This is a genomic window from Flavobacterium sp. 2755, from assembly GCF_031455715.1.
Lineage (GTDB): Bacteria > Bacteroidota > Bacteroidia > Flavobacteriales > Flavobacteriaceae > Flavobacterium.
On sequence record NZ_JAVDTG010000001.1, the window covers coordinates 151,211 to 166,821 of the forward strand.

A 15,611-nucleotide genomic window follows, 5' to 3' on the forward strand; every position below is an offset into this window, starting at 1 on the left:
TTAGATTAAAAAATAAATAACCAAACTCAATTTTAACCGTCCCAATACTTTTATTTCTAAATTTTCAATCATTTTATTCTAGTTTAAAAAGTTCATTACTTTAAATGATTTCTTGTTTCCAGATTTGTCTGTTACTACAACTAAAAACAATTGTTTAGTTGAGAAACTATAACTTTGAAGCAATACTTCTTTATTGTTTTGAACATTTCTGTGACTTACTAAATTTTGTCCAACAATGTTGAATACATCAACTTGGGCGATATCTTCGTTTTCATTTGAAACTGATAATGCATTGTTTTTAAAATATGCTATCGTTGCATTACTTTTTGAAGAAATATCATCAAGAGCTAATGTTTTTGCTGCACCTTGTGATGCGAAATAAGCTGCATACGCTTTAGATAATTCAGATGAATTACCACAAGAAGATGCATCCCAGTTTACAGACCAAGTCATTAAACCTCTTAAAGAAGGATATGGTCCGCCTGGCTGCATAGTGTATGTTCTTCCAGAAAAAGTAGTTCCGGTTCTTAAATAATGCATAGCATTTATTCCTTCTTGCGGTGTTAAATAACCGCTGCCTGCTGCACTCGGACAAGCCGGTAATGCAATAAGAACTTTTGAAGCTGGTAAACCATCAAAACGCATTCCTGTTGAAGCAATGTTATACCCTTTTATAACCATATCTGTCAAGGCTGTAACCATATTCGATTTCTTAGCTGAACCGTAATATTGACCATCTAATCCGTTTTCTCCTCCTGTATTGTACAATTGTACCGCTAACAAATCTAATTCATTACGTAAGTTTTGAATGATTGGAAGAAAAGAACCAAATGTATCGGTATAAGTAGAATATCCTCCTTGTACATATTGTGTTTCCGGAGCTGCAGTTAATAAGAATCCTGGGCCATAGTAAGCTTTTAATTCTTTGAAAGCATCTACTACGTTTTTTAATCTTGGATAAGCAGAAATACCCGCATAAGAAATATCTCTTAAATTTCCTGCACTAAAATTCATCGATCCGCCTTCAAAATCAATATCAACTCCATCAAATTGATACTCGTCGATAATTGCTTTTAGACCATTAACAAAAATATTTTTTTGAGTAACATTCTCTAAAACAACATGACCATTTTGACCTCCAATAGAAACAATAACAGGAACGCCACTATCTCTTAATGATTTTATATCATTTTTCAACAATTGCTTATTGAAAACACCATTGGTCAAATATCTATTGTCATTTGTAGTTAATACTGGTGTATAACCATCACGATTAACTGTTTCTACGAAAGAATAGTCAACTACATTAAACTTACTTCCTACCATTTGAGAAAAATATAAAAATGGAGCACCAGCATTTTCCCAAGAATGTGCATATCCTAAAATAATTTTAGATGGAAGCGGAATGAATCTATTTGTGCCCACTTGAGCAATTTTAATGGTATTGTTTAAGGTAGTTACACCAGATTGATTATCTGTTGCTTTGATAACAACTGGATAATCCTGATAAGCAGATGGTGTAAAATTATACGTATAGGTATTATTTGTACCTGCTGTCATGTTAAATGTACCTCCATTTATGGTAATTGTAACACCTGAAACCGATCCGTTACTATCTACAGCTGTAACTGAAATTGGCACAGCCTGGAAAGAATTTTGGTATACAGTAGCAGATGGTGAATTCCAAGTAATTACTGGTAATGAATTAGGACAATTTGAACCTGAACAAGTTAATGTAAAGCTATATGTTTTTGCTTCTGTTGTTCCGTTTGATGCAGTAGCCGTAACAGTTAACGTATGAGAAGCCGAAAACTGATTTGCTGCTGGTGTCCAACTCGCTGTATAAGTTCCTGAAGAATTTGAAGCACTTATAGTTTGTCCGTCTAAACTAAATACAACAGATGAGATTGTAGTAGCATCTGCGGCACTTAATCCAACAGTTGCAACAAAATTAATTGATGATCCTAAATTTATAGCAATCGCCGAAGCTGTTGGCGCTGTAATAGTAACTACTGGCTTAGTCGCAACTACCGCTTGTCTATTAAAATTATAAACCGTTGGAGTTGTTGGAACTGCAAAGTTTGCTAAGTTATTTGGGTAATAAGTTTGTTCCCCATTTTCCCATGTATTTAATTTCAAACTTAAAATTTGTGAATAACCCGCTACAACTGAATTATCGAAAGTATAATTTCCTGATGCATCTGTTGTTGCTAAAACACTTTTCCAGTTATGTGTATTATCTGTCCAAGGTAAAACAATTTCTACTTTTGCACCAGCAACCGGAGTTGTTCCGTTTTTAACTGTTCCGCTAATTAAGTTTGCCTGAACTTGCGCTGCTTTTGCTGTAGAACTTGTATTAAAGTTATAAACTGTTGGGCTTGCAGGAACTGGGAAATTTGCCAGATTATTTGGAAAATAAGCTGTTTCTCCGTTTTCCCAAGAGTTTAATTTCAAACTTAAAATTTGTGTATAACCTGCTACAACTGAATTATCAAAACTGTATTTTCCTTGTGCATCTGTTGTTGCCAAAACGCTTTTCCAGTTGTGTGTGCTGTCTGTCCAAGGTAAAACGATTTCTACTTTTGCACCAGCAACCGGAGTTGTTCCGTTTTTAACTGTTCCGCTGATTTTGCTTGAAGGAACTACAATAACATCTTGTGAGAAGTTTAATGTTTTATTGGCATTTAAGTTAGAGTAAACTGTTGAAGCAGGAGTAAAAGTTTGTCCTGTTAAAGCAGCTGTTACTGTATAATTTCCGCCAGAAGCCAAAGTAAGTGTATAAACTCCGCTTGAATTAGTTGTTGCAGTAACATTTCCTGCTGTAGAAGATGCTGTAACTGTTACACCAGAAACTCCAGTACTTCCGTTAAGAACTGTTCCGCTTACTGTGTAAGTTACAACTACTGGTCCTTGTGCGAAATTCAACGTTTTGTTTGCATCGATTGCATTGTAAACTGTTGAAGCCGGAGTATAAGAGAATCCTGTTTTTGCAGCTGTAACGGTATAATTTAAACCTGCTGTTAAACCTGCAACACTATAAACTCCGCTTGCGTTAGAAACTGCTGTTAATGTTGAACTTCCTGAAACTGCAGAAACTGTTACCCCAGAAACTCCAGTGCTTCCGTTAAGAACTGTTCCGCTTACTGTGTAAGTTGGCTGTGTTCCGTTGATGATAACTCCTGTTTGGTTCACAACAACGTTTGTTAAAGTTACCGGAGTAAAAGTATAAGTCGCTTTTAGTGCTGTAACAGTATAATTTTGTCCAGAAGTTAGGCTGTTGAATGTAAAATTTCCCGTAGCCGAAACTATTGTCTGAATAACTGCATTGCTTGCATTACGCAATTCAACTGTAACATCTGTAACTAAAGCTGATCCGTTTTTTGCAGAACCAGAAATACTTACTGTTCCCGGAACAACACCTCCGAAAGAAGTATCAACTTGATTCAATAATGAATTAGGAATTGAGCCTCTTGTATCCTGAGATAATTCCCAGATCATACCTCCAGCTAAGTTTCTTGATTTTATATACTGTACTTTTAAATCTATCGATTGCTTATCTTCATAAGAAATAAACTCTTTTCTAGTAGCATTATATAAATAAGGAACTTTAGTCGTATTATCAAAATATCTAACCCATCCTGCTGAAGCTGCACTTGGTGTAACCTGCATTGTATTTGGATCTAAATAAGCATGTGAGTTTGTAACCGGATTTCCGACTAAATCGCAAATTTCGATACTTCCTGAACGCTCGCACGCTCCTGAACCATCCCATGTTCCAATAGGGTTTTGCGGATTTGTACATCCTCCCACTATATCTCTTGGAGCTGAAACGAATAATCCATTTGTTGAATTTGTCGCTACATGATCAAATTTCTTTCCGTAGAATGGTAATCCCATGATTAATTTATTTGCCGGGAAACCAATTACATTTAGATATTGATTAGTCAATTCGTCCAATGATTCAGATTGTGTTGCGCCATACAAAGGATCGTTAGGATTTCCACTTGCATATAAAGGAGCATTGTAGCATGTTTTGTCATACCAGTTTCCACCAAAATCATATCCAAAATAAGTGATATAATCGCAATAAGTTGAAATGTCTTCTGTCATTCCGTATTGAGATCTGTTGTTTGGCCCCAAATATTGCTGCGATACTTTTCGAACATTGTTTCCTGCTGCGATTGTAACCAGTTTATTTGGCATTGCCTGGCGCATTGCTTTCAATAAAAGCACTAAATTTTTATTGTCATCAGGGCTGTATTTTTGCGGAGGAACAGGCGAACCATTTACAATTTCTGTACCATCAGTTCCACCAGAAAGAGGGTATTCCCAATCGATATCAAAACCATCAATAAACGGATAAGTAACAATGAAGTTTGCCATATCTGCAGCCAATGCGGCTCTTGCTACAGGACTTGCAGCAATTGGAGATAAATCCTGGCCTTTTGTCCAGCCTCCTACAGAAATTAAGACTTTTAAATGAGGATACTTTTCTTTTAACTTTTTCAAGTCATAAAAGTTTCCTTTTACCGGAGCATCCCACGGGATTCCACCTTCCATATGCTCAAAATCGGCATAGGTATCCAAACATTTTAATTTTGTATTCTCCGGATGTGCCGGATCATACGTTGTGCCATAAAAAGAATAATTCAAATGCGTAATTTTACTTCCATCAATTTTCGGAACGTTGAAATCCCGGGCATAAATAGACCATTGTGCATAATATCCCACTACTTTCTTTCCGTGGGCGGGTTGGGCCAACGCAAGTAAGGGAAACAGTAACAAAAAGAGCAATCTGTAATAATGTTTCATAATTAATAAATATTGGTTAATAGAAAATAAATAATTGGGCCGAAGCAGTTTTTTACTGCTGGGTTTCGCTCAACACAGGTTGGAAGGCTGCGTCGATTGGAAATAACTCAAATTAAATTCTATAGATAAATATTACTATTACTGATTCTTCATAATCAATAGCAAATAGTAGTGATTGATATTTATTTATAATTTTTAAAAAAATTAATATTAAATACAAATGATAAATTTGGGACGACTCATCAATCTATACTCTTTTGTTGTCATGTTTGGGTATTCTTTCTATTTGGTTTTTTAAAATGTTAATACTCAGTTAGTGGTTATTTTTTTTATGCTTTAATTATTAAAGGTGAGAAAGAGATTTGCGAAGTTTAAAATAATTACCTCTACCAGAGGTTACTTCTGGCAGAGATAACTAACACTCAAAACATTAGTGGTAACTTAAACTTACTAAATACTAATTCAAACCAAACCTTAAATTAATTTCTTTAAACTCTCATAAACTGACAGCTCGACGTCAGCATGATCTTTTGTATTGCATTGCTCTATTAAGCTTTTTAAATCTGCAGCTTTTAGAGTCGATTTATTATCTAAAACAAGTAGTAATTCCTGCGATGCATCACTCAATTTTTTTGACAAAGGAAGTATTGGCTGTACTAAAGGCGCATTGGCACTCAACTCAATTAGTCCTTTATTTACGGTAATCCATTTGTTGAAAAATGATGCAACTTTTGCTTTATTCTGTTCTGTTTTATTTGCCAAATATTGTGTTACTGCATCATTAAAAGCTAAAGATTCTTTAGCATCCGGTGTACACGCATCAGCAAAAAGTGTAAGTGGAGAATACATTTGATATTCTGTTCCGCCTTTGTTTCTTGTATATCCTTTTAATGGTTCGCAAACATTAGAAAACTCATTAATCGATTCCAGATTTTGGTTATTTGTGATATTTCTTAGAATAACATCTTTGTTTTTAATATGTGTTAATCCTAATTCTTCTAATCTAAAAGAAACATTTTCAAGACGTTTACGCATACTGGCAAGATCTGTAACTGTTTCAGCAGACCAAAGTCTTTCTGCAATTGCAGCTGTTCTTGGCCAAACTCTTGAATCTATCGTTTCTGGTGTTGTAAGTTCTGTCCACATTGTAGCTTCACCACCTAAAATTCTTGCTTTTTCTTCTGCAGATAAATCAGCTCCTTTTGGCATTGGGTCATTTAAATAATGACTTGCAACCGGATACATTAAGTCTATATAATATCCATTTGATAAAACTGTTTTATAGCCTTTTTTCACTGCGTCAACTAATGACTGCCCTGGTGCAACTCCTTCATTTGGACCTCTCCATGAATGTACAATTGCCTCTTTTGAAAGATCTTTGGTCAAAATTTCTTCCCAGCCCATTAATTGCTTTCCGTGTTTTTTAAGCATCGGAGCCAACTGCATCGTGAAATACGTTTGTAATTCGTGATTTGTTTTTAAATTATGTTTCTTTTTAAATTCCTGAATTTTTGGATTGGCATCCCAATCTTTCCCTTCGTTCTCATCTCCCCCAATATGAAAATAAGCTCCGGGAAATAATGGGCATACCTCATCAAAAAGTTCACTTAAGATTTTATACGTTTTAGGATTTGAAGGATCTAATGTTGGAGTAAAAATTCCCGCATTTCTTTCAATTCCATAGGTACTAATTGCTGTACCTTGAATATTTTTTTCAGAAGTTCCTCCTGTCAGCGTAATCACTTTGCTTCCTATTTCTGGGTAAGCCGTAAGTATTGCAGATCCGTGACCCGGAACATCTATTTCAGGAACTATTAAAATACCGCGCTCATCGGCATATTTTACGATATTTCTAATTTCCTCTTGTGTGTAATACAATCCATCCGAAGCTAATTCGATTAGTTTTGGATGTTTTTTAGTTTCAATTCTCCAGCCTTGATCATCAACCAAATGCCAGTGAAAAACATTCATTTTCATTGCTGCCAATGCATCAATATTTCTTTTGATTACATCTACAGGCTGAAAATGTCTTGCTGCATCGATCATTAAACCTCTCCAGGTAAATCTTGGAAAATCTGAGATTTGAGATACTGGAAAATAAAATGATTTACTATCATTTTGCAACAATTGTAATAACGTTTCTAATCCATGTAAAGCACCTAAATCGCTTGTTGCATTGATTGTTATTTTGTTTGATTTTATATCTAAGCTGTAACTTTCATCTTCGTAAAGGCCAATTTTTCCGTTTTTATCACAGTTAATCTGTAATTCAGCGTTTGGAAATTCGTTTAGTTTAGAAATAAAACCCTGCTCGAAAAATATACCTGTTCTACCATCTAATCGGCGCAAAAAACGAGTTACTCCTCCAAAAATTCTTGGATTTGGATTTCCGGAAATATTAACTTTAAAGTTTTTGCTTAAAGTAAAATTTCTATCGTTTACAACAACATTCTGAGGCCAGGGCATAAGGTTCAACTGCTCCTTTTTAACTTGAGCACCAGCTGTTACACCCGCTAATAGTAATACAAATAAATATTTCATTTTTAATTTTTTTGGTCAGATGCTTTTCTGAAACATCCATTTAAATTAGAAAAAAAACAAAACTCAGAAAGACTTCTGCTTACCTCACTTATCGCTTTGAGGTCCATCTGAATTTTGAAATTTTGATTCGCTCTCACCCGAATCTAAAAAAAACAACTTTAATAATCAAAACGTTTAAAAGCTTCAATAGCTTCGTATTCTGCCAGTCCCAATTCATCATACAGTACAGCTGTATTTTTATTTCGATCTTCCGCTCTTACCCAGAATTCTCGAGAATCGTTTCCTTGAAACATTACCCTGTCTTTTTGAGACTGATGGTATAAAATGGCATGACGTTTTAATAAAACTTCTGACGGAGAAAGCGGTACCGCCATATCTATTTCATGAATATCCCACTCGTGCCAAGCTCCTCTGTAAAGCCATAGCCAGCAGTCGTCCATGTATTTTTCTGGTTTTAATTGTTTCATTGCTGCAAAAATCGCATTCAGACAAACTTCGTGTGTTCCGTGCGGATCTGCCAAATCTCCTGCGGCAAATACCTGATGTGGTTTTATTTTAGCAATAATATCTTTTACAATAGCAATGTCTTCTGGTCCTAACGGATTCTTTTTAACTTGTCCTGTTTCATAAAAAGGAAGGTCTAAAAAGTGTGTGTTTTCATCTTTTAAGCCAATGTATCTTGTTGCTGCGTAAGATTCTCTTCTTCTAATTAACCCTTTTAATTTTCTAACTTCCAGAGAATCGATTTGATTTTCTGATTTGTTATTTAAAAATTCAATTACAGATTTGAAGTTGATGTCTTTTGGAAGATTTCCACCAGTGAAATCATTACAAACCTCAGCAAATTTTAATGCTTCGTCATCTGTAACTGCAATATTTCCAGAGGTTTGATATACTACGTGTACATCGTGACCTTGTTTAATCAATTTTGAAAATGTTCCTCCCATCGAAATCACGTCATCATCTGGATGCGGACTGAAAAGGATAACTCTTTTTTTAGCTGGATTGGCTCTTTCCGGACGATGTGAATCATCTGTATTTGGTTTTCCACCCGGCCATCCAGTAATGGTATGCTGTAATACGTTAAACATATTGATGTTCAAATCGTAAGCAGAACCTTCTTGTGCTAATAAATCAGACATTCCGTTGTTGTTATAATCACGGTCTGTTAATTTTAAAATAGACTGGTTTGTTTTTTGGCAAAGCCAAACAATCGCTTTACTTTTTAATTCTTGTGTCCAAATACATTCTCCAACAAGCCAAGGCGTCTTGAAACGCGTTAACTCTGATGCTGCAGACTGATCTAATACGAAAGTTGCATTTGAATGATTTTGTAAAAATGTCGCAGGAACTTCTGAACTAATATCACCTTGAATTGTTCTTTTGATGATATCGGCTTTGTTTTGTCCCCAAGCCATTAATACAATTCTTTTAGATCTCATAATGGTAGAAACTCCCATTGTGATAGCTCTTTTCGGAACGTTGTCAATTCCATTAAAGTCAGATGAAGCATCTACTCTTGTAATGTGATCCAGTGTAATAATTCTTGTTCCAGAATTGATGTGTGAACCCGGCTCGTTGAAACCAACGTGACCTGTACGTCCAATTCCTAATAACTGAAAGTCTAATCCTCCAGCTTGTTTAATATTCATTTCATAGTCGATACAGTATTGATTTAATTCATCAATAGAAACTGTACCATCAGGAATATTAACATTTTCAGGTTTAATATCAATATGATTAAAAAGATGCTGGTGCATGAAATAATGGTAGCTCTGATTGTTTTCTCTGTTCATTGGATAATATTCATCCAAGTTAAAAGTGATTACATTGCTAAAGCTTAGTCCTTCTTCTCTGTGCATTCTAACTAATTCCTCATATACTTTTATAGGAGAAGATCCTGTTGCCAAACCAAGCACGCAAGATTTATTTTTTTCCTGCTTAGATCTGATTAACTGAGCGATTTCCTGCGCTACAATTACCGATGCTTCAGCAGAACTTTTGAAGATTTCGTTGTGAATTTTTTCAAATCGTGTTTCTTCAAATTTTCCGGCGCTTTTATAGCTGATATCAGGTTTTGTTTCTAAAGCACTTTTCATTTTTTTTCTTTTTTTGGTATGTACAATTTTGGTTTTTGAAACGGTATAAGCAATTTGCATTTCTTATACCGTTTACTAACCAAACTTAAAATCTTAAATCTTTATTTTTGTTAGAAGTTAGGAGCATTTTTATCCCACCAAGTTCTGGTTCCGCCATTATCAGGACCTCCAAGTTTTGCAATACCTGTTTTAAGACCTTCTGGGTTTCCATCTTTTTCAGTCGAAACAAAGTTTATTCTTCTTACGCCAAATTCAGTAGTAATTGCACCGGCACTTTGATTGTTAAGAATTGGCAACAATTTAGGATAACCTGTTCTACGGTGCTCAGCCCAAGCTTCCATACCGTCAGGGAAATTAGCAATCCATTTTTGGGTAATGATTTTTTGCAATTTTACTTCGTTGCTTGCTGCATTATCCCAAGCAACAGTTACTTTATTTACAGCTAAACCACTATTGAATGGAGCAACCGGGTCTACATAATCTTTAGCCATTTTTACATTATCTGCAATATAGTCAGCAACTCCACCTGTAGAAAGCTGTGTAAAAGATGCAGTAATACCAGCTTTATAAAAAGTTTCGGCATCACCCCCCATATTCCATCCTCTTAAAGCTCCTTCTGCTCTTAAAAAGTAAACTTCGGCAGTATTCAACCAAACTACTTGTTTGTCTTCATCTATTATCTTACCAAAATTTGAAAACTTTAAGTGCACTGATTTATCTCCAAGAATTCCACCTGTACGAATTCCTTTGTATTCACCTGGAAATTGTTCAGATGTTTTAAAGTAAACATTCATTCGAGGATCATTGTATCCACCCATAATAGATTCCATATCTGCAGACATACGGCTATCGTTATAGTCGTAAGCAGGTACTCTAAGTGGATGCTGTGCCACATCTTTAGTTACTATAAAACTATCAGCAGCAACTGTCATAACTCCAAATTTTTGACTAATAGCTTTTTCAGCTTCCGCTTTAGCTAAAACAGGATTTGCTTTTACAATACGCATTGCAAGTCTTAAGCGTAAAGAGTTTGCATATCTAACCCATTTTGTATAATCTCCTTTATATGTTGAACGGTCAGTATTTGTAAAAGAACTTTTCTCTCCAGCATCAATCCTTTTTGTTAATTCTGTAACAGCAAAATCTAAATCTTTGAACATTAGTCCATAAGCCTCTTCCTGAGAATCATAGCCAATTGCAGCATCGGTAGTACCTAATTTTGAGTAAACGATTGGTCCCCAAGAATCTGCAGCTTTATGTAAAGTTTGTACTTTAATAATTGTAGCAAGAGCATAAAACTCGTCATATTTACCTTTAGATTCTCTTTCAACTTTTAAGAAGTTTGACATAACCTGTGCATAAATGGCTTCCCATCCCCAAAGGTTCCAGTTATCAGAAAGTGCGTATGAAAGGTTATTAGAGCCGTCAAAACCTGGCGCTGTAGTATAACCTCCCCATGTATTTCCAGATAAATCAATGGCTACTTGATACTTCCAACCCGGAGTATTCACCATTACATTCTCAAACATGTTTTTGAAAGGTCCTTTTATATGATTAAAATCCTGTGTTGTTTCTTCATAAGTAAAACCATCAGGATTACTATTAACCTCATCAAAATTATCTGTACAACCCACTAATGCTAGAAGACCAAAACAGATTAATGATTTTTTTATATTATTTGTTTTCATGATATTTTAATTAGAAAGTTACATTTAAATTAAGACCAATACTTCTTGTTGATGGTAAACCATAAATATCAACTCCTTGTAAGCCTTGACCTGTACTTAAAGCAATGTTTGGATCAAAAGGTGCATCTTTATAAATAAAGAATAAATTTCTTGCTATTAATGATAAAGTTGCTGAATTAACAAATGGTAATGTTTTTTTATTGAAAGTATAACCAAGTGAAACCTCTCTTAAACTTACGTTTGTAGCATCGTATACATATTCAGCAGTAGCTCCATTAAGTCCTCCCACTGTTTCGTAATATTTTTGAGCATCCATTGAAGTTACTTTTGTACCATTAGGCATAACTGCATTTACTGCAACACCACCTGCATTTCTAGCATCTCCACTTCTTTTTGATACTCCATACCAATCATTCATAGATTCTGTGATACTCATTACATCACCTCCAAAACGTCCATCGATTAAGAAGTTAGCTGTAAATGCACCAAATTTGAATGTATTTGACCAGCCTAACATAAAATCTGGGTTTGAATTACCAACTTCATGAAAATCAGCCTCTACAGCTAAATTTCCTGCACCATCTAAAACAATTTCTCCATTAGCATTTTTAACAATACCTTTTCCTTCAATAACCCCAAATGGTCTTCCTTCAGTTAAAGAATATCTGTAGTTAATATTGTTTACAGGAGTCAACGGAATTGAACCTCCTAATTCTTCTGGAATTTCTTTAACTTTATTTTTGTTCTGAGAATAGTTTAACATAGTATCCCATGAAAATTTATCTCCATTAATAACTTTTCCAGAAACAACAACCTCAAAACCTTTATTTTCTATACTACCAGCGTTAATTCCGTAGAAAGTATAACCATAAGGGTTTGTTGCTGGCGCAGGAACTTGAATATATTGGTTTTTAGTTTCTGAATTGTAGTAAGAAACTTCAAAACCTAATCTGTTATTGAACATTCTCCATTCAGTACCAAATTCAAATTCTGATTTTAATTCTGGTTTCAATGATTCACCTGGTCTTGGTCCTACTGTTGGAGGAATAATTAAACCTCCTTGAACTGTTGATTTTGGAGATGTTACAAAAGCTGAAACGTCATTACCAACTTCTGCATAAGTTCCTCTTACTTTTCCAAAGTTAATCCACTCTGGTAAAGTTGTCATTTCACTAATAAGGGCAGTAACCCCTACAGATGGGTAAAAATATGATCCAGTATCTGTATTTACTAATGTAGAAGACCAGTCATTACGTCCAGTAACATCTAAATACAACATATTTTTGTAACCAAAAGTTGCAGATCCAAATACTGACTGAACTTCTCTTGAAGAACCTGTAGCCTGAAGAGTTAAGTTATCGATACCACTCGCACCTGCAAAATTTCCTAAAGTAAACAAGTTAGCATTAACAAGTCCTCCAACAATACCAGAATCTAAAGTAGTAGCATGGTTTGCTAATGTATTATTGATACTTGCTCCTACTATCGCATTAAAACTAAAGTTTTCATTGAAACTAGTATTAATTTTAGCAATTAAATCTCCGTAACGTTGTGTGCTTAATGTAGCAACGTTAATGTATCTACCATTTATGTGAGATAACGAAGTATTTGTAGTAGCGTATATCCTTTTGTCAAAATCGTTTTCAATTCTGTTATAGCTATATCTTGCTCCAATACTCAACCAATTGTTTGCTTTGTAGTCAACAGCAATATTTCCGTTAAAGAAATTGTCTTTATCAACAGATTTGTTTCTATTGATTAACCAATAAGGATTTTGAACATAAATATCTTCTAAAGAATAAAAGTTTTGACCATAAAGATTTCTAGAAGGAATAAATGTTTCGAAATTGTCTTTATAATTGTTAAAATCATTTGCTCTCTGGAACAAATACACTCCTGTTAGAGGATTTGAATAAAGTCCGTTTACAGGTCTGTTATCAATAGTTTGGCTTGTATATTTTGCATCAGCCGAAACAATTAATTTATTATCAAAAAATTTCCCAGTTTGACGAATTCCAAAATTATTTTTCTTTAATCCATTACCTTGTATAACACCTGAAGCAGAAGTATTAGCATAAGATAAGCTTGTAGTAGAAACATCTGTTCCTGTTGTGAACGCAGCAGAAGTAATTTGCGTAACCCCTGTATTAAAAAAGTCATCTACAAAATCATTTGAAGCTACTTTTCCTCCCCAAGATTTCTGTGCATTTAAAGTTCCATATTCATTCTGGAATTTTGGTAAAGAATGTACAGATTCAAAAGTAGTAACAGAAGAAACTGCTAAGTTTGATGTGTTTTCTTTACTCTTTTTAGACGAAAGTAAAATAACACCATTTGCTCCTTGTGATCCGTATAATACAGAAGCTGCTGCACCTTTAAGTACTGTCATTCCTTCATAATCATCAGGATTAATTAAAGAAACTGTATCTCCACCATCACGGTTACCTCCTGCAGTACTACCAAAAGAATCGTTCGGTTGATTTGAACTTCCATTGTACAAAGGAATACCATCAATAACATAAAGCGGCTGGCTGTTCATAATAGAAGAGTTACCACGAATAACTACTTTAGTAGATCCTCCAGTACCCCCAGAACTTTTTGTTACAGCAACACCGGCAACTTTACCGGCAATAGTATTAATAACGTTAGCATCTTTTACACGTGTCAACTCTTCGCCTTTAAGTTCCTGAGCAGCGTACGTTAACGATTTTCTAGTTTTCTTAAGACCTAATGATGTTACTACAACTTCGTTAAGTGCATTTGATGCCGCAACTTGCATTTTTACATTAATTGTAGCAGCATCGCCTACAACTATATTTTGTGTCTCTAGGCCAACATAGCTAAAAACTAATGTTTGTCCTTTTTGAACCTCAATTGAGTACAATCCGTCAAAATCGGTAGTAGCACCTTTTTGACCTCCTTGTACAGCAACAGATGCACCTGGTAACGGCATCCCATCAGAATCTGTAATCACACCTTTAACATTTTTTACTTGTGCAAGCGAAACCTGCGCCGTAAAAACAATCATAAAGATTAAGAAAATTTTTTTCATGTTTATTTATTTTGTTAGTTATGACGTAAAATTATTCTTAAGGGATTGTTAAAAAAAATATATTATACAAACAGCTTCAATTTTTAAACGAACGACATAAAACATTCAATAATCTGTTACCCGAAAACGTATTCGTTTCTATTAAAAGCATATTTTATCCTATTTACGACCATTTTTATTTAAAAAATTTACAATTCATTAAAAAATATTTAAAATAAGCAAATATTTAGAAATCTGGTATTTATATAAAAAAGTTCGCTTCTTTCTAATTTATTCAATTAAAAAGAAGCGAAAAACTTATTAATTTAAAATTCTATAAGAGAGAGTTTTAATTACCACACATACTCGAAGTTTTAAATTTTAAAGAAGAATATTTTCTATGAATAACATCTAACAAAGAATATTCAGTAAATGAATCCTGTGCCAATTCCCAAATCATAATTCCTCCTGTATATTCTGCAGCATATTCTACTTTTCTGGAAATTGTAGGTCTGCCGTTGTAATATATTTTTCCAATTTCATCCTGATCTGCAAACTGAGTTCCTGCTTCGACCATTTGCCCAAATGTTGAACTGGTTACTTCCGTGAAAGTGAAGTTATATCCGTAAAAAGGAACTCCAAGCGTAAGTTTTTCACTTGGAACATTTTGCTGTTTATGCCAAAACTCAATTCCGCTTCTTGCGAATTCATAAGAACTGTGTTGTTCAACTTTAGTCGGACTCCACGGTCCTGTACTATCGTACGCCATTATATTTATAAAATCAAAAGCGTTTAAAGCTGCAGAATTTATATTCACAAATCGTACACTATTAGGTAAAGCTGCCGTTAAAAGTTTTTTTTCATCCGTCAGACTCTTTTTTAATTCAACCACAAAACCGCTGTAACCAGATGTCACTGCATCCCATTCGAGATCAACATCTACACCGTCTAAATTATGGTCTTTTACAAATTTTAGAATATTTTGTATGAATGCCGGACGGTTTTCAGATTTATCAATTAATGTCGACCAGTTTTTTGCCTGCTCTTCTGAAATGACACCACCTGCCAGTGAAATACTTACAATAATATTCGGATTAACTGATTTTGCGTATTTAACTACAGCGTCTATATCTCCTGTAAATACTATGTTTCCATCTTTATCAGGATTTGCAAATGCAATATTTAAATGCGTTAGTTTACAAAACTGAATGGAAGAAATTTTACTAAAACTATCTGTAGATAAATACCCTACAACTCTTGCTGTTTTCATTTTTGAATCTTCCGTATTATGCTCTTTTTCGTTTGTACAGCTGTACATTGAAAAAAGTGAACTTATATAAAAAAGGATGCCTAATAAGGCTTTATTTTTTATCATAATTTTTTAAATTTAATTAGAATGAAAATATGACCTCATTAGGCATAACTTTATATTTTTAGGAT

6 protein-coding genes are annotated in these 15,611 nt (G+C 34.3%); all 6 read right to left on the reverse strand.

Features of this window, described 5'->3' with window-relative positions:
* Positions 1–78: 78 nt before the first annotated feature.
* The 6 genes from chiA to J2Y38_RS00600 all read right to left on the reverse strand — a co-directional run bounded on the left by chiA (position 79) and on the right by J2Y38_RS00600 (position 15,546).
* A complete protein-coding gene (gene chiA, locus J2Y38_RS00575) occupies positions 79–4,812 on the reverse strand; it encodes a T9SS-translocated chitinase ChiA (protein WP_309838590.1) in 4,734 nt (1,577 codons plus the stop codon).
* 474 nt (positions 4,813–5,286) lie between these two features.
* Positions 5,287–7,353, reverse strand: coding sequence for a family 20 glycosylhydrolase (locus tag J2Y38_RS00580; protein WP_309838592.1), 2,067 nt, complete (start codon positions 7,351–7,353; stop codon positions 5,287–5,289).
* Between the two features lie 158 nt (positions 7,354–7,511).
* Positions 7,512–9,452 carry a glucosamine-6-phosphate deaminase gene (gene nagB, locus J2Y38_RS00585; RefSeq protein WP_073485297.1) on the reverse strand — a complete coding sequence of 647 codons (1,941 nt, stop codon included), beginning with the start codon at positions 9,450–9,452 and terminating at the stop codon, positions 7,512–7,514.
* A gap of 110 nt (positions 9,453–9,562) precedes the next feature.
* Positions 9,563–11,140: a RagB/SusD family nutrient uptake outer membrane protein gene (locus tag J2Y38_RS00590; RefSeq protein ID WP_309838594.1), complete on the reverse strand. Its 1,578-nt coding sequence runs from the start codon at positions 11,138–11,140 to the stop codon at positions 9,563–9,565.
* 10 nt (positions 11,141–11,150) lie between these two features.
* Positions 11,151–14,192: a SusC/RagA family TonB-linked outer membrane protein gene (locus J2Y38_RS00595; protein ID WP_309838595.1), complete on the reverse strand. Its 3,042-nt coding sequence runs from the start codon at positions 14,190–14,192 to the stop codon at positions 11,151–11,153.
* 328 nt (positions 14,193–14,520) lie between these two features.
* Positions 14,521–15,546 (reverse strand): glycosyl hydrolase family 18 protein, encoded by a 1,026-nt coding sequence (locus J2Y38_RS00600; protein WP_309838597.1) that lies wholly within the window; start codon positions 15,544–15,546, stop codon positions 14,521–14,523.
* Between the last annotated feature and the right edge of the window lie 65 nt (positions 15,547–15,611).

What these genes read in the sequence shown, in the direction of transcription:
- chiA (WP_309838590.1), bottom strand. Translation starts at nt 4,812, where the DNA reads ATGAAACATTATTACAGATTGCTCTTTTTGTTACTGTTTCCCTTACTT.
- J2Y38_RS00580 (WP_309838592.1), bottom strand. Translation starts at nt 7,353, where the DNA reads ATGAAATATTTATTTGTATTACTATTAGCGGGTGTAACAGCTGGTGCT.
- nagB (WP_073485297.1), bottom strand. Translation starts at nt 9,452, where the DNA reads ATGAAAAGTGCTTTAGAAACAAAACCTGATATCAGCTATAAAAGCGCC.
- J2Y38_RS00590 (WP_309838594.1), bottom strand. Translation starts at nt 11,140, where the DNA reads ATGAAAACAAATAATATAAAAAAATCATTAATCTGTTTTGGTCTTCTA.
- J2Y38_RS00595 (WP_309838595.1), bottom strand. Translation starts at nt 14,192, where the DNA reads ATGAAAAAAATTTTCTTAATCTTTATGATTGTTTTTACGGCGCAGGTT.
- J2Y38_RS00600 (WP_309838597.1), bottom strand. Translation starts at nt 15,546, where the DNA reads ATGATAAAAAATAAAGCCTTATTAGGCATCCTTTTTTATATAAGTTCA.